This window comes from Chryseobacterium phocaeense (assembly GCF_900169075.1).
Classification (GTDB): domain Bacteria; phylum Bacteroidota; class Bacteroidia; order Flavobacteriales; family Weeksellaceae; genus Chryseobacterium; species Chryseobacterium phocaeense.
The window spans coordinates 1363243-1379329 of record NZ_LT827015.1 but is presented as its reverse complement, the minus strand read 5'-3'; the positions used below and the strand labels follow the sequence as shown (position 1 = coordinate 1379329).

At 40.1% G+C, this 16087-nt stretch carries 12 protein-coding genes; 6 read left to right on the top strand and 6 right to left on the bottom strand.

All coding sequences use genetic code 11. The annotated features are described in order from the left end of the window. Window positions 1-133: 133 nt before the first annotated feature. The 5 genes from arr to B7E04_RS12835 all read left to right on the top strand — a co-directional run bounded on the left by arr (window position 134) and on the right by B7E04_RS12835 (window position 2967). Window positions 134-547, top strand: coding sequence for an NAD(+)--rifampin ADP-ribosyltransferase (gene arr / locus B7E04_RS22670; protein ID WP_394334774.1), 414 nt, complete (start codon window positions 134-136; stop codon window positions 545-547). Between the two features lie 121 nt (window positions 548-668). After that, on the top strand, window positions 669-1520 hold the full coding sequence (locus tag B7E04_RS12850) for a helix-turn-helix domain-containing protein (protein ID WP_080779021.1): 852 nt from the start codon (window positions 669-671) through the stop codon (window positions 1518-1520). Window positions 1521-1700: 180 nt separating this feature from the next. Next, window positions 1701-2207, top strand: coding sequence for a hypothetical protein (locus B7E04_RS12845; RefSeq protein WP_080779020.1), 507 nt, complete (start codon window positions 1701-1703; stop codon window positions 2205-2207). Between the two features lie 208 nt (window positions 2208-2415). Continuing rightward, on the top strand, window positions 2416-2763 hold the full coding sequence (locus tag B7E04_RS12840) for a hypothetical protein (protein WP_080779019.1): 348 nt from the start codon (window positions 2416-2418) through the stop codon (window positions 2761-2763). Window positions 2764-2784: 21 nt separating this feature from the next. Further along, a complete protein-coding gene (locus B7E04_RS12835; protein ID WP_080779018.1) occupies window positions 2785-2967 on the top strand; it encodes a bacteriocin-like protein in 183 nt (60 codons plus the stop codon). A gap of 141 nt (window positions 2968-3108) precedes the next feature. On the opposite strand, the gene B7E04_RS12830 is transcribed toward B7E04_RS12835, so the two are convergent. From B7E04_RS12830 to B7E04_RS12805, 6 genes are all read right to left on the bottom strand, one after another. Beyond that, the gene (locus tag B7E04_RS12830; protein WP_080779017.1) at window positions 3109-5127 is read right to left on the bottom strand and encodes a tetratricopeptide repeat-containing sensor histidine kinase; all 2019 of its coding nucleotides are present in this window, start codon (window positions 5125-5127) and stop codon (window positions 3109-3111) included. Between the two features lie 134 nt (window positions 5128-5261). Further along, window positions 5262-7298: a tetratricopeptide repeat-containing sensor histidine kinase gene (locus tag B7E04_RS12825; RefSeq protein ID WP_080779016.1), complete on the bottom strand. Its 2037-nt coding sequence runs from the start codon at window positions 7296-7298 to the stop codon at window positions 5262-5264. Between the two features lie 236 nt (window positions 7299-7534). Continuing rightward, window positions 7535-8530, bottom strand: a complete 996-nt coding sequence (locus B7E04_RS12820; protein ID WP_165439440.1) for a T9SS type A sorting domain-containing protein — start codon at window positions 8528-8530, stop codon at window positions 7535-7537. Window positions 8531-8932: 402 nt separating this feature from the next. After that, complete coding sequence (locus tag B7E04_RS12815) at window positions 8933-9847, bottom strand: helix-turn-helix domain-containing protein (RefSeq protein WP_080779014.1); 915 nt, start codon at window positions 9845-9847, stop codon at window positions 8933-8935. Window positions 9848-9926: 79 nt separating this feature from the next. Continuing rightward, window positions 9927-10724, bottom strand: a complete 798-nt coding sequence (locus B7E04_RS12810; protein WP_080779013.1) for an SDR family oxidoreductase — start codon at window positions 10722-10724, stop codon at window positions 9927-9929. Window positions 10725-11207: 483 nt separating this feature from the next. Then, complete coding sequence (locus tag B7E04_RS12805) at window positions 11208-12266, bottom strand: 3-oxoacyl-ACP synthase III family protein (protein ID WP_080779012.1); 1059 nt, start codon at window positions 12264-12266, stop codon at window positions 11208-11210. A 236-nt stretch (window positions 12267-12502) separates the two neighbouring features. On the opposite strand from B7E04_RS12805, the gene B7E04_RS12800 reads away from it, so the two are divergent. Then, window positions 12503-15844 carry an SNF2-related protein gene (locus tag B7E04_RS12800; protein ID WP_080779011.1) on the top strand — a complete coding sequence of 1114 codons (3342 nt, stop codon included), beginning with the start codon at window positions 12503-12505 and terminating at the stop codon, window positions 15842-15844. The last annotated feature ends 243 nt before the right edge of the window (window positions 15845-16087 follow it).

Below are 16087 nucleotides of genomic sequence, written 5' to 3'. Positions count from 1 at the left end.
CGAAACTGCCCTTGAATATGCCCTGAAGGTAAATGATGATGCTGTAAAAACGGCTCTGCCATCGCTTTATTCCAATCTTTCCCAATGCTACGAAGATCTGGGTAATATAGGAAAGTCAAAAGAAAACGCTGATCTGGCTTTGCAACTCAAAAATAATCCCTCAGACAAAGGTCCGTTTTATCACGGTACAAAAGCAGATCTGAAGGTGGGTGATTTGCTTACAGCAGGCGGAAATTCCAATTATAAGTCTGAATTCATCATGAATCACATTTATTTCACCGCACTGGTGAACGGAGCTGGTCTTGCTGCCGCACTGGCAAAGGGTGACGGACAGGAACATGTCTACATTGTGGAACCAACGGGAGCCTTTGAAAATGATCCCAACCTGACGGATAAAAAATTCCCGGGAAATCCAACCCGGTCCTATCGCTCTGAAGCTCCTTTGAAGGTTATCGGAGAAGCAGCAGAATGGAATAGGCCTGGTCCTGAAGAACTGCAGAAATTCCGTGAAAAATTGGAGAACAGTAAGGGGGAGATTATTAATTGATTTTGAAAAGGCAAAATTGCAAATGGGCGAATAGGCGAAAGGGTAAATGGTGAATGGTGAATAGTGAAATGACGGATAGTTGGATTAGGTGATCAGAGTGTAAGGATAAGTGTTATAGACCATGGTAAATAATTATAAGAAATACGAACTCTTCGGGAAGACATTCATGCAAAAAATTGAGCTGAAATCACCCTTCAGGTACGACTTCCCCGTTACTGAACAGGCCTGTTTTCTATATGTATTGCAGGGTGAATTCCGGTATCAGGTGGATCAGGCAGAGGGAAATATTCCCGCCAGCTATTCTTTATTTCTGAACTGTATCCGCTCAGGAAACCAGATCCGTCATGCTCTTCCGGACAGCAAGTGCGAGATCGTTATCGTTACTTTCTATCCGGATATTCTGAAGAAAATTTACGACCGGGAATTGCCATTACTGCTTCAGACCCCAAAAACCGTTTCAAATAAATCAAATGAAAAGATCAACAATGATTTTCTTATTCAGAAATACATTGAAGGCTTATTGTTTTATTTTGAAAACCCATTTCTGGTTAACGAAGATATTCTGGTCCTGAAACTCAAAGAAATTATCCTGCTGCTTTCCCAGACACAAAATGCAGAGTCAGTACAGATCATCCTGTCACAGCTTTTCTCCCCTGTCACGTATACTTTTAAACAACTCATTGAAGCCAACCTGTTTTCCCAGCTGACCATTGAACAACTGGCGGAGCAGACTAATTTAAGCCAGTCTTCGTTCAAAAGAGAATTTGCAAAACTCTATAACGATACTCCTGCCAGCTATATTAAAAATAAAAAGCTTGAAAAAGCAGCAGAGCTCCTTCTGGCCTCCGATCAGCGGATTACTGAAATTGCCCTGAACTGCGGATTCAATGACCTTGCCAATTTTACGAAAAGTTTCAGCGACAAATACCAGCGTACACCGAGAAAATACCGACAGGAATTGAAAGCAAAATAAAAAACCTCTTCCCATACGATGTATTGTATGAACCAAAATGCCAAATAATTGAACTGATTCACAAAGTTAATCCCCTCTTTCTGTTGCAATTTTGCCATGTTCTTTCAGGAGGCCCAAAACTTCTGCAAAGCTCGGAGCTTTATGCTTAACAACAGATCGTTTAACTAAAAATTATAAGAAATGGGATTATCAGCTTTAGGAATTTTTCATACAATTATCGGCATCGCTGCCCTTGCAGGGGCAATAGCGGGTTTTATCAGATATGGTAAAATCAGTCTGGGAGTAACATCAGGAAAACTGTATTTCTATGGTACGATGGTTACTTCATTAACATCATTGGGAATTTCAAAACACGGAGGTTTTAATCCGGGGCATATTTTTTCAATATTCATTATTGGTTTGATTGGTGTCGCTTATTTTTTACATTTAAAAAAGAAAGGGAATACAAAAGCCCGGTATTTTGAGAACTTTTTGCTGTCTTTCAGTTTCTTCCTTTCCTTGGTCCCTACCGTCAACGAAACATTTACCCGGGTTCCGGTAGGCCACCCGCTGGCTACAGGCATTAATGATCCGATCATCGGTAAAACACTGCTTATTCTCTTTGTTCTGTTTATTGCGGGCTCTGTCCTTCAATTTATAAAACAGAAGAACAGCAATAAATCTACTTCGTTTTATGTGGAGCCTTAGTAAGGCTCCATTTTTTATCTTAATCCTGCATTAACTTGAAAAATTTCCATTTTTTTCACTTATCTAAAGAAAACGAACATCTGCTAGATATTCATAAGCACTTACTAAATGTGTATTGATTGTTATTGGTTATATGAATTACCTTTAAATCACTAATTAGTGTAAAATAATTTATTCAATATAAAAACAATCAAATCAGGAAGAAAGTATGAAAAATCTAGTTATTATTTTATGTCTGACACTGTCTGCTAGTTATACAGCGTATCCTAATGAGACCGACTATAAAGCCGGGACTATCGTTTCAACAGAAAAATCAAAACCCGTTTATACGTATTACAGAGTAAGCCGTAAAACGGCTGTAGCTCCGCGTAATGCAGCAGAAGCAGATGCACTGGCCGGCACACCTGCCACTGCTTATCTGGGTACCAGTGCCTGCCGTTCCTGGTGGCTAAGCCAACCTGTGGTACCTGGAGGTGTCACCTGGTCCTATTATTATTTTGCTGATGGAACGATGACAAGCTCAAGCCTGCATCTCATCATGGCATGTCCTTTTTAATCATTCATTAAAAAATAAAGTATGAAAAATTTAAAAAAATTAAACAGAAAAGAATTAAGATCAGTGTTCGGAGGGCATACCTGTCCTTCCTTCTACCCTAATCATGTGGTCTGGAACGGAACTCATGCATGCTGTTCCGTAGTACCGGCCGGAGGAAATCCTTGCCCGTATATCCATGATTGCCTTGTTTCAGGATGCAGTTAGCTCAAGAGGTCCTTTTTAACAACCGAAAAACACGGTATCTGCTGTAAAGGCATATCCTATAATCAAACGGAAGTTCAGCAGATGCTGAACTTCCGTATTTTTTAATACTCTTATCTTAAATACCGGATATTTTCTGTTACCTCATGCAGTACCTATATTGAGCTCAATATTAACAGTAGTTCCTTCACCTTGAGCAGATACAATATCCATCTTCCCTTTCAGGTATTCTACCCTGTTTTTAATATTGGTAAAGCCTATTCCCGGGCTTATATCCAGAATAGAAACATCAAACCCTTTTCCGTCATCTTCCACAGTGATATAGAATACATCCTGATTCTGGCTGCACTGAAGCATAACATTTGACGGGTAACCATGCCGTATCGCATTGGAAAGAAGTTCCTGCACAATACGATAAATGTGCATTTGGGTGGCATCAGGAATGTCCTTCCCGATATCAATAGCCTGGAATGTTATCGAGGTTTCTTCACTTTCCAGCAGCTCACAGAGATCCCGCAAAGAAGTTTCCAGTCCGATTTTCAGAAGGCTTTCGGGCATCATATTCCGGGCGATACGCCTTAGCTCAACAACAGATTCGTCCAGCCTGGTGATTACGGTATTCAGGTTGTGATACTCTGTTTTCTGCTGTTGGGTAAGATTCATTTTTATTCCGGCAAGCATGCCGCCAAGTCCGTCGTGAAGATCCCGCCCGATGCGCTGGCGTTCACGTTCTTCCGCATCAAGCATTTCCTGGACCAGTTTCAGGTGATGCTGCTGTTCTATTTCATTCAGACGCTGTTGATGGTTGATTTCTTTCTGTATAGACAGCTTTTTGGCGCTTTTATAAGAATACACCAGGAAAAAAAGACCAATCAGCAATGCGGCTCCGGCTATTCCCAGAATCCAGCTTGTCAGTCTCTGGTTTTTGCTTTTAAGTTCTTCCTGCTTTTTGGCTGCCTGAAGCTGTACGATAGTTTTTTCTTTCTCAGAATTCTTAAATTTAGCTTCTATGGCTACAATATCCCTGTCCAGCTGAGCCTGATACAGACTGTCTGAGAAAGTACTGTACTTCTTCTGCCATTCGTAGGCTTCTTTGTTTTTTCCCAATGCATGGGAAACGCGGGCCATTTGCTTATAAAGTTCCTTTTTATTATCTGCTTTATAGGTGTATTTACTCTTCTCCAGCTGTAGCAAAAGTTTCTCTGCCTCTTTAAATTGCCCGGTCTCAAAAAGAATATCAAATTTCTCCATGACCAGCGTATCCTCAAGATCAACATCTTTAATCATCTTCGCATATTGTGCACTTTGATCATAACTCCTGAGGGCTTCAGGATATTGCTTCATCTCTTCAAAATAGCTTCCTTCCACCAGATAATAGTCTGCATTATCTTCTGCTCCCGGGTTCTCATCAAGAATTTTTCTGGCTTCTGACAACATAGTTTTGGCCTGTGCAAATTTTCCGGCATTGGTTAAATTTTCAGCAGAATAAATATAAGCACGTACCAGTGTATTGTTCTTCCGGGGAAGGCTATTTTTCATTTTAATTACTTTGAAGAAGTATTCCTGTGCTTTTTCATGCAAATCCCTGTTCATAAGCAGAATACCTACCTGTGAATAGTATTTTGCCAGAATAATATGGTCTCCGCTTTTTTCAACAAAGGGAATCACTTTATTCACGAGGATCCATAGAGATCTTTTTTCATCACTTTTTCTTTGGGCAATGATGGCTTCGCTATACCAGGTCCTGGCTAAATTAATATAAGCATCGGGGGTATGAAAAACAGCGAGAAGAGAATCTGCCTTAAGAAGAGCAGCCCGGGCTTTATTCGCATCGGAATCCAGATATACATCATTGGCAGTGCTATAATAAATTCCAAGCAGAAAACGGTTATTTTTAAAATAAGATCTGCCTGTTATCAAATATTTCTCAGCCTTTTTCAGATCACGTTTTATAGACCAGTAATGGGAAAGCAGAAAAGCGGTCCTTGCCTTCATACTATCGCTTTTCTGGGTACTCAAAGCCATATAGAGACTGTCGTGATAAGCTTTACTGTTAAGAGGTAACTGCGCCTTCATCATGTAACCGGAGCCTATAAAAGCAATAAGGATTATAAGTCCCTTTTTATACAAAACACCTGCTGCTTTTATAGTTTTGAATATCATTTGTTTATTGGTTTATATGTTGTAAAGATAAAGATAAATTACACGGAAAGGCACCGGGAATTTACGGAGACTGACCTTTAAATTCTTTACGGAACTCAAATTTACATGGTTCACAGATATTTATCATTGCTTTATCAAATAGCCTCCATCTCGTGCTGGTGAGAACCTATGCTGAGTTCGATATTTACAGCCGTTCCCTCTCCTTTAGCCGATACAATTTCCATGTTCCCTTTCAGGTACTCTATCCTGTTTTTAATGTTTGTAAAACCTATTCCCGGGCTTTTATCGAGAACGGAAGCATCAAATCCTTTCCCGTCATCTTCTACAGTAATGTAAAGCATATCCTGGTTCTGGCTGCACTGAAGCATAATATTTGAAGGCTGGCCGTGGCGCATTGCATTGGAAAGCAGTTCCTGGATGATACGGTAGATGTGCATCTGGGTAGCATCGGGAATATTTTTGCCAATATCAATGGCTTGAAATGTTATCAGCGTTTCTTCGTTTTCCAGCAGTTCACAGAGATCCCTCAAAGAAGTTTCCAGTCCGATTTTCAGAAGACTTTCGGGCACCATATTCCGGGAGATCCGCCTCAGCTCAACCACAGACTCGTCCAGCCTGCTGATCACTGTATTCAGGTTATGATAGTCTGTTTTCTGCTGTTGGGTAAGATTCATTTTTATTCCGGCAAGCATCCCGCCAAGACCGTCGTGAAGGTCTCTCCCGATCCGCTGACGCTCACGTTCTTCCGCATCCAGCATCTCTTTAACCAGCTTCAGGTGATGCTGTTGCTCTATTTCATTCAGACGCTGCTGATGGTTGATCTCCTTCTGTACGGATAATTTTTTTGCACTTTTATAAGAATATACCAAGAAAAAAAGACCGATCAGCAGTGCTGCCCCGGCTATTCCCAGGATCCAGCTTGTCAGTTTCTGGTTTTTGCTTTTAAGCTCTTCCTGCTTTTTAGAAGCCTGGAGCTGCATGATGGTTTTCTCTTTCTCAGAATTCTTAAACCTGGCTTCTATGGCTACGATATCCTTATCCAGCTGGGCCTGATACATACTATCACTCAGTACACTGCATTTTTTCTGCCATTCATAAGCATCTTTATATTTTCCCAAAGCATTGGAAACATAGGCCAGTTTATCGTACAGTCTTCTTTCATTATCCAGTTTATAGGTATATCCGGTCTTTAGCAGGTTCATGAGCAATTTCTCAGCATCCGGATATTGTTTTGTTTTAAAAAAAATATCGGCCTTCTTCATCGTCAGCCAGTTTTCCAGATCTTTATCATGAATTGTTACGGCATATTTTTTTCCCTGCTCATAGCTAAGCAACGCTTTGTGATATTGCTTTGTCTCGTCAAAATACCGACCCTCCGCCAGATAATAATCCGCATGATCTGTAGCTCCGGGATTTTTATCTAATATTTTCCGGGCCTCTTTCAGCATTTCTTCGGCCCGTTTAAATGCTTTCGCATAAGTGAAGTTTTCCGCAGAGTAAATATAAACACGAACGAGGGTATTTTTCTTTGCAGGAAGAACATTTTTCATCTGAATAACCTTGGTAAAATACTCTTCTGCTTTTTCAAATAACTGCCTGTTCATCATTAAAATGCCCACCTGTGAGTAAAACGTAGCCAAGGTAGCACTGTTCCCGCTTTTCTCAGCCAGAGGAATCACTTTATTAATGATAATCCAAAGGGATTTTTTTTCATCACTTTCCCTTTGGGCAATGATGGCTTCACTATACCATGCTCCTGCCAGGTTGGTGTAAGCATCGGGAGTTTTAAATACAGAAAGAAGGGAGTCTGTTTTATAAAGGGCTTTTCGGCTTTTGGCCGGGTCATTATACGTATATATCGTAATTATTGTTCTGTAATACATTCCTAATAGAAAACGGTTGCTTTTAAAACAGGATCTTCCCAGCACCAGGTATTTTTCTGCTTGCTTATAATCTCTTTGTACCGCCCAGTAATGAGAAAGCCTGAAAGCTGTCCTTGCTTTCATACTGTCATTTTTAGAGATACTCAATGCTGTGTAAAGGCTGTCGTGATAAGCTTTGCTGTTAAGAGGCAGCTGGGCCTTCAGCATATGGAGTGCCCCTATAAAAGCAATCATGACAATCAATCTCTTTTTATGCAAAACAGCTGCTTTTACAGATTTAATTATCATTTGTTTTTCAATTTATATTTGTGTGGACCAATTAAACGGAAGAGCCCCCAGGAATTCCCGGAGACTCATTTCCTATAAAAAACCACTTACCGAAAGCGTATATAATGAGATCTGAAAACTTACTGTCCCCGCAATGAAATGTTGACCCGTTCATTTCATCCAGTTCCACAATCATGCTATTGTTTTTGAGCTTTCAGCTGTTTAAGCGGTTTTTACTATGAAAAGTAAAAAGTATGTTAGTTTTTAATTATTTTTTTCGAAACTGTGTTTCCATTTTTTAATTCACCTTTTAAAATGTATACTCCTCTGGGAAGCTTTGATATATCTATATTCTTCATATTGCCGGTTTTTACAACGGCTTTTCCGTCTAAAGAAGTAATGGTGATATTTTTAATTTCTTCATCAGATTTCAAATTCACCATATCTGAACTTGGATTCGGGTATAAAGAAATATCTGTCTTCTTTTTATCTGTTTCTGAAGTGGATAATGCACCCGGAACCAGATAGGATATTGCTTTACTTACAGTGGTTGTCCCGTTGATCGTGATTGTATTGATTCCAAATGAAAGAACCGTCCCTGCTTCCTGACTGATCCACTGATAAGATTCATTGGTATACGTCATAGCCGGCATTCCCGGCGCGGTTTGGGTAGCCGATCTCATTCTTTTTACCCTTAACACATTATTATAGGTTCCTGTAGGGGTAATAACGGTTCCATAACCATCTGCATTAAAAGACTGCGTCCCTGCCTCACTGGTACTCGAGGCTGCAGAGACTGAATTGAACTGGTAATTGTCATCAAACTGCTGCATGTAAGTGATCGGAAACTTGAAATTGATTAAAGGATCCGTATACGTTACGGTTCCATCTCCCAAGGACGGACCAAAATAAGATCCAATGGAGGCAGCTTCCGTATCGGTCATGATACTGAAATCATAAGTATCGGCTGCAATTGGTTTTGTAATTCTGTTGGCTGTAGGAAACCTGAAGCAGTTGGTCTGTCCCGGGCACGCATTGGTAGTCGCTGTAACTACATTCACAGCAGTATAAGTAGAAAAATCCCATGTAATATTCGCACCGGCGGATCCTGCGGTAATCGAAGTTCCCGTTACGTCACCGGACCGGAAGGTGATCGGAACATTAATTCTGTCCACGCCGGATCTCGTTACCGTAGGCTGGGCATAAGCCATAATGCCTACGGCAAGTGATAAAAGAAAATTAAGCTTTTTCATGTTTCTATTTTTAGGTTTGGTGAAGTGTGATGTATGTGGAGTGTTTTTTATGACAAAGGTATTCGCGTGGGACCTGAGCATCAATACTTAAAAAAAAGTATTTTTTTCTACCTATATTTAGGTATACCGGCAGATCACGCGAATTATCATTTATCCGGATAATGCTTCAGAATAAAATACCCGGCTGATGATGCCGGGTATATAGTAAAGTTTCGGGATTATAAAAAGAAGGAATTCTGAAGCAGGAAGTTATTGCCATGTTAATATTAAACACTGGCCCTGAAATTTGATCAGGCTTGTTTTAAAGATTTAATAAAACTGCCTTAAAGTTCTATTTTAGACTTCAATAACTTCCCTCCTCGGTCTTCCAGCTTCCTGACAACATAATGAGCTCAGATTAATTTAATTAAAAGATTGTCTGTAGCTCAACGGAGTTCTATCTGTTTTCTTTTTAAACAGCTTGTTAAATGACTGCGGGTGTTCAAAGCCCAAAGCATAGGCCACTTCCGATACTGAAAAGCTAGTGGCAGTAAGGTATTCTTTAGCCTTTTCAATCAGTTTTTCATGGATGTGCTGCTGTGCATTCTGCCCGGTAAGGTTCCTGAGCATATCGCTGAGGTAATGAGGAGACAGATGAAGTTCTGAAGCCAGGAATTCCACTGTAGGAATGCCGCTGTTGAGGGTATGCTGCTGGTTAAAATAGTCTTCGAGTACTGTTTCCATTTTAGACAGCAGATCATTGTTCACAGCTTTCCTTGTAATGAACTGTCTTTTGTAAAAGCGGTTGCTGTAGTTCAGCAGGACTTCAATATAGGAAACAATGACATCCTGACTTACCTCATCTATAGCGGTATTCAATTCATTATTAATATTATCCAGCAGACCGGTAATCACTGTTTTTTCCTGATCAGAAAGATGCAAAGCTTCATTCGTATCATACGAAAAGAATCCGAATTTTCTGATATTTTTAGCCAAAGGATACGTCCTTAAAAAATCCGGATGCACCAGCAGCGTATAGCCGCAGTATTCAGCATCGGTATCGGTAGAAAGAATCTGCCCCGGTGATGTAAACATCATTCCGCCTTCATTGAAATCATAATATCCCTGCCCGTATCCTATTTTACCGTGTTCGGAATATTTGTAAGAAATTTTATAAAAATCCATCAGAAAGCTTCTTTTGATAAATTCTTTATTGACAATCATTTTTGTATTATCAACCAGGCTTACCAGCGGATGACGTGGTTTGGGAAGCTGCAGCAAATTGTGCAGTTCCGATATGGATGAAATTTTCAGCGGTATATTATCTTTCTTTTCCATGATATAAATGTATTAAATATTCGGCTTATAGCACAGCATAAACATTTTGTATTGCTGTTACCTTGTCACCGGGCTTTTCCTAGATAAACTGTTTTCCGAACTCTTCCCTGAAAATCTCGTCTCCCAGTTCAAGCCGCTGTGCATATAATGCTTTTGCATCTTCTCCTGCCACATATCTCAACTGTCTCTTACCGTCTGTAGCTGCTTCATACACCACTTCAGCAATTTGCATGGGCTCTGATGCTGCTTCCATCATTCCATCCATTTTGGAAAATAATGAATTCGTCATTTCTTCGTAGGCCGGACTTGTGGCTGCATCCAGGGAACGGCTTACAAAATCTGTTTTGATTCCTCCCGGAGAAACCGTTTTGATATCCACTCCGAATGGATTCAGCTCATAGGCCATACTTTCGCTCCATCCTTCCAGTGCCCATTTTGTAGCGTGATAGGTTGAGCCCAAAGGAAATGCAATCAGTCCACCGATTGATGTAGTAGAAATAAACATTCCGCTTTTTCTTTCCCTGAAGTAAGGAATAAAAGCCTGCGTTACCCGGATTACGCCCAGAAGATTGGTATCCAGCTGTTTCAGAATCTGCTCATCGCCCAAAGCTTCCAAAGGACCGATAAGTCCATAGCCTGCATTATTGAAAACCACATCTACAGCGCTAAGCTCAAGAGCTTTATTGACTGTAGATTTTATCTGTTCCAGATTGGTGACATCCAACGGAAGCAGGGTTACATTATCCAGGCCGGAAAGTTCCGTATCTGCATCGGGATTTCTCATAGTGGCAATCACATTCCATCCTCTGCTTTGAAATAATTGGGCAGTTGCTTTTCCTAATCCTGTTGAAGCACCTGTTATAAAAATTGTTTTCATTTTTTTCTGTATTTAAATTAACAGGACAAAGGTCAGCATTAGAAAAAAGGGCGGAGTTGCCAAAACGGATGAACATGTATCCAAAACGGATTAAAATACATAACCTGAGTAGGGATAAGAAATTTAAGATTAAATGGCTGGAAGCCGGGAGGGGGAAGCCGGAAGTTAATACCAGCTGCTAATAATGAATACTAGCCTGGATTTTTTTATCAACCCGTTTCTAAAGAATTAATAAAATGCTTCAAAATTCTATTTTATACTTCAATAACTTCCCTCTTCGACCTTCAAACTTCCCGACAATATTATAAAAACTGAAACGTCTTACCGTAAAATCAGATTTAATAAAGGCAGCAATTAAGAGTTTAGATATACAGAAGTGAACGGATATGTAGTTTTTTAAATACTGTCAAAAAATTAAGGCCCAGAATCATCTGAGCCTTTTTCTATATAAAATAAGAACGGGTCTTATTCCCTGATATTCATTTAAAATTTATAAACGATGGCATTGATATTCATTCCTGCACCCACTGATGCGAACAGAACCACGTTCCCTTCTATTATTTCATGGGAAGAAAGTTCGCCTTCTAAAATCATCGTCAGAAGAGACGGAATGGTCGCAACACTGCTGTTTCCTAATTTAGCAATGACCATCGGCATGATGTTTTCAGGCATCGGACGGTCATAGAGCTGATAAAAACGTTTTACAATCGCTTCGTCCATTTTTTCATTGGCCTGGTGGATAATGATTTTATCAAGCTGATCAATGGAATATCCGCTGGAATCCAGGCATTTCTTCATCGCATCTGCAACGTTAATCAGGGCAAATTCGTAGATCTTTCGCCCATCCATCTTGATGTACCGGGTATCTGGACAGCTTTCGTTATTGTATGATTTTCCAAAGAACAGATAATCTTTCTCGTTTAAAGTATAAGAAGCAGACAGATGCGACTGTATGCCAGACTCATCTTCACTAGCCTCCAGAATAGCAGCCCCTGCGCCATCTGCATAGATCATACTGTCTCTGTCATGAATATCCACTACCCTTGAAAGCGTCTCTGCACCAATCACAAGGCATCGTTTTGCAATACCTGCTTTGATAAAGGCATTGGCCTGTATAACGCCTTCAATCCAGCCCGGACAACCGAACAGGACATCATAAGCCACACAGAAATTATTTTTGATCTTTAAAAGGTGCTTTACCCTTGAAGCAAGACTTGGTACAGTGTCTGACTGAACAGTCCCAAAACGGACATCCCCAAAATTATGGGCAAATATGATGTAATCCAGTGTTTCAGGATCTATTTTGGAATTTTCTATGGCTTTCTGCGCCGCAATAAGTCCCAGGTCTGAAGTAACCTGATGCTCAGATGCATATCTTCTTTCTTCTATACCAGTAATTTCCTTGAGTTTTCTGGCAATAATATCATTCGCTTCCTTTAATGACTCTCCGTTTTTATTAATAAAATGATGCTGGTCAAAAAATAAATTTGTAATAGTTTCGGGCGGAATATAATTTCCAGCTCCTATAATCTTGCTTGTCATTAAAAAAAATATATAATTTTCTTAAATTCATTTTGTTTTTTTCATGAATTCAAATCCTGTACAATAATAACGATAAAATATTTATTAATCGTATGATAAATTATAAATGAATATTAATATTGGTATTCAAGGCATATGATAAGATTGCTTTTTCATGATATTTCATCAAATTTTTAATTTTCACTTCATCACCGGTACTCCGGATGTGTCATCCTTTTTCGTAAATTCGCAGGTTTATGGCCGCTTATATTCTTGAAAACACCAATATTCCTTTACTTTCTGTGTATGATCTTCTGAAGCATACATCAGGCAGTGCATTCATGGAGATCAGGGATTTTCGTGAAGTTTTTCCCTTGGCCATTGAAACTTATCACGGGATTTTCAGCAAAAAGTCTCCTCTGAAAGAATATCCGGAGGTTTCCGTAAGCCAGATCGGGACTTCTCTGGTCACGACCTGCAGCTGCAGCAGCCCTAAAGACAAACTCTGCGAGCATCAGGCCGAGATTATCCATTGCATTCTGGAGGAAAAGAAATTCAGAACATTTTTTGATCCGTTTCTCCGTAAAAAGCTGTTTATAGCCAAAGCTAAAAATTATGGCCTTGAAAATGAACCGGATCTTGATATTTATTTTGAGTTAGAATATCTGGAAGATAAAGTTGAAGTCAAGCCTAAAATCAGGGAAATGCTGTCTATTGACGAAGATGTCTTTAAACAGCAGCTTATTCCCCAACGCTCGTCAATCATCCATGAATTAGCTTTACAGGACAGTGGGAAAAGAAAAATATTGGTTATCGGGAAACACCGCTACTACAACCATCTGAATTTTTCACTGATGGAAGCTGACAGCACACAGTCAGGAAAGATCAAAAATCCCGTCAATCTCATTGATGCCATGCAGCTGATCTGGAAAGCTGAAGAACCGCAGCATATTAAGTTTTACACTGCTGTTTCTGCATTTCAGAACAATTATAATGAGGATTATACTACAGCAGAACTGGAAGCGCTCAGACTCATCGCACAGAATCCACTTGGAATTGAAACTTATTACCATGACCGTGACCTGTCGGAAACTATCTCAGCAAAATCCCTGATTCCTGTAAACCTTGAAGTGCTGAAAGCCGAAATACGGTTGAATGTCTTTAAAAAAGAGCCTTTTTATGAAGTGACAGGTGAGCTGGAATTCAATGACATTGCTGTGCCTTGTAAAAACCTGGTGATCAGAAATGAATATTTTGTTTACAGCCGGGATACTTTCAGTTTTGTGGATGATCCGGATATGCTTAGGGTTATTAAGTTTTTTAAGGCCAATCATGAAATCCTGCTCGTTCACGCCTCAAAATATGATGCTTTTATGCAGAATGTCCTTTCTTCCCTTGAAGAACGCATTCATATCAACTACAGCTACATACAGAAAGCAACGTCAGTACAGCTTGAAGATCAGGATCAACACAACGAACGGATTATCTATCTCCGGCAGCAGGGCAATTATATTGCTTTAACTCCGGTGATGAAATACGGGCAGCCGGAAGTTCCGGTCTATTCCAGAAAACAGCTTTTTGGTACAGACCAGAACGGGAATGTTTTTAAAATTGACAGGAATGAGGCTGAAGAAGCACGTTTCACTTCAATGATCATGAAACAACATCCGGATTTTGATGCGCAAATGGATGGCTACGATTATTTCTATCTGCATAAGGATAAATTCCTGGATGACAACTGGTTCCTTGATGCTTTTGAAGCCTGGAGGAATGAAGGCATTACCATTCTCGGATTTAACGAGCTGAAAAACACGAAGATCAATTCATACAAAGCAAAAATTAATATACAGATTACGAGTGGGCTGGATTGGTTCAATGCCAAACTGAAGGTAAGTTTCGGGCAAAAAGATGTTGCTCTTAAGCAGCTTCACCGGGCAATCCGCAACAGGAGCAAGTTTGTACAGCTGGATGACGGCACATCAGGGCTTCTTCCGGAAGAATGGATTGATAGGATAAATGAGTTTTTCAGGATCGGGGAAATTGATGCTGAAGATCTTAAAATTCCAAAAATCAACTTTACTGAGGTAGCCAGCCTGTTTGAAAAAGATATTCTGAGCCAGGAAGTCCAGGAAGAGCTTTCTTCCTATTCGCTTCAGTTTTCATCTGTTAAAAATATTCCCGAGGTGAGTATTCCTGAAGGATTAAATGCTGTCCTGCGTGACTATCAGCATGACGGTCTGAACTGGCTTCATTTTCTGGATGGCTTTAATTTCGGCGGATGCCTCGCTGATGATATGGGACTGGGAAAAACACTTCAGATCATAGCATTCATCCTTTCCCAGCGGGAAAAACGCGGACATACCACCCAATTAGTTGTGGTTCCTACTTCCCTTTTATTCAACTGGCAGGAGGAGATTAGTAAGTTTGCCCCCTCTTTGAAAGTGATGATCCATTACGGAGCAGACCGACTGAAAAGCACAGAGCATTTTTCTGACTATGAAGTGATTCTTACCAGCTACGGAATGCTGCTTTCGGATATCCGTTTCCTGAAGAGCTTCCGGTTTAATTATATCTTCCTCGATGAGTCCCAAACGATCAAAAATCCAAATTCCGAAAGGTATAAGGCCGCCCGCCTGCTGCAATCCAGAAACAGGATTGTCCTTACAGGAACGCCCATTGAAAACAATACTTTTGATCTTTACAGCCAGCTTTCTTTTGCATGTCCGGGGCTTTTGGGAAGCAAACAGTATTTTAAAGATATTTATGCCGTGCCTATTGATAAGTTTGAATACGGGAGGCGTGCCCGGGAACTTCAGCAGAAAATAAAACCTTTTATCCTCCGGAGAACAAAAAAGCAGGTAGCCAGAGAACTTCCTGAAAAGACAGAAATGGTCATCTATTGCGAAATGGATGCTGAACAGCGTAAAATCTATGATGCTTACGAAAAAGAACTCCGCGAATTTATTGCTGCCAATGATGACGATGATCTGAACAAAAACAGTATGCATGTTCTGACCGGACTGACAAGGCTCAGACAGATCTGCAACTCCCCGTTGCTCCTGAAAGAGGGCTATTCCGGTGAGCATGCTGTGAAAATAGAAATACTGATGGAACAGATTCAAAGTAAGTCTGCAGATCACAAGATCTTAGTGTTCTCACAATTTGTTGAGATGCTGGATTTACTTAAAGCTCAACTTGAACATAAAAATATTCCATTTGAATACCTTACCGGACAGACCAAGAACAGAGGAAAGGCCGTTAAAAATTTCCAGGAAAATGAAGAAGTCCGTGTATTTCTGATCAGTTTAAAAGCCGGCGGCGTTGGTCTTAACCTTACGCAGGCAGACTATATTTATCTGGTAGATCCATGGTGGAATCCTGCAGCGGAAAATCAGGCGATTGACCGAAGCTACCGTATCGGGCAGACCAAAAATGTAATTGCAGTCCGCCTTATCTGTTCGAATACGGTTGAAGAGAAGATTTTAAGCCTTCAGAAAAGGAAGAATGAACTGGCTCAAAATCTGCTTCAGACTGATGGAACCGGAATTCAGAAACTTTCAAGGAGTGATTTGCTGGAAATTTTAGATTCTGAATCGTAGAGTTTCGGGCTGGGCCGGAACGGCCAGCCCGAAACTCATCAAAAACCCCTTTTCTTTAGGAATTTCTGCATTCTTTTTCACTCAAAGTTTTATTTTATGCTGATTATTTTAGGTAACAAAGAAGGGATCAATCGAAGATTGATCTGACTAAGGGTATGTTTTATTATTCTGCTTTTTGACAGATTTATGGCCTTGAAATATTTCTCACACCTTTCTTACTTATTTTTTTTAATCCTGATCTTT

Coding starts and splice junctions, on each gene's coding strand:
- B7E04_RS12805 (WP_080779012.1), bottom strand. CDS start 12,266: ATGACAAGCAAGATTATAGGAGCTGGAAATTATATTCCGCCCGAAACT.
- B7E04_RS12810 (WP_080779013.1), bottom strand. CDS start 10,724: ATGAAAACAATTTTTATAACAGGTGCTTCAACAGGATTAGGAAAAGCA.
- B7E04_RS12835 (WP_080779018.1), top strand. CDS start 2,785: ATGAAAAATTTAAAAAAATTAAACAGAAAAGAATTAAGATCAGTGTTC.
- B7E04_RS12850 (WP_080779021.1), top strand. CDS start 669: ATGGTAAATAATTATAAGAAATACGAACTCTTCGGGAAGACATTCATG.
- B7E04_RS12820 (WP_165439440.1), bottom strand. CDS start 8,530: ATGAAAAAGCTTAATTTTCTTTTATCACTTGCCGTAGGCATTATGGCT.
- B7E04_RS12800 (WP_080779011.1), top strand. CDS start 12,503: ATGGCCGCTTATATTCTTGAAAACACCAATATTCCTTTACTTTCTGTG.
- B7E04_RS12845 (WP_080779020.1), top strand. CDS start 1,701: ATGGGATTATCAGCTTTAGGAATTTTTCATACAATTATCGGCATCGCT.
- B7E04_RS12815 (WP_080779014.1), bottom strand. CDS start 9,847: ATGGAAAAGAAAGATAATATACCGCTGAAAATTTCATCCATATCGGAA.
- B7E04_RS12825 (WP_080779016.1), bottom strand. CDS start 7,298: ATGATAATTAAATCTGTAAAAGCAGCTGTTTTGCATAAAAAGAGATTG.
- B7E04_RS12840 (WP_080779019.1), top strand. CDS start 2,416: ATGAAAAATCTAGTTATTATTTTATGTCTGACACTGTCTGCTAGTTAT.
- B7E04_RS12830 (WP_080779017.1), bottom strand. CDS start 5,127: ATGATATTCAAAACTATAAAAGCAGCAGGTGTTTTGTATAAAAAGGGA.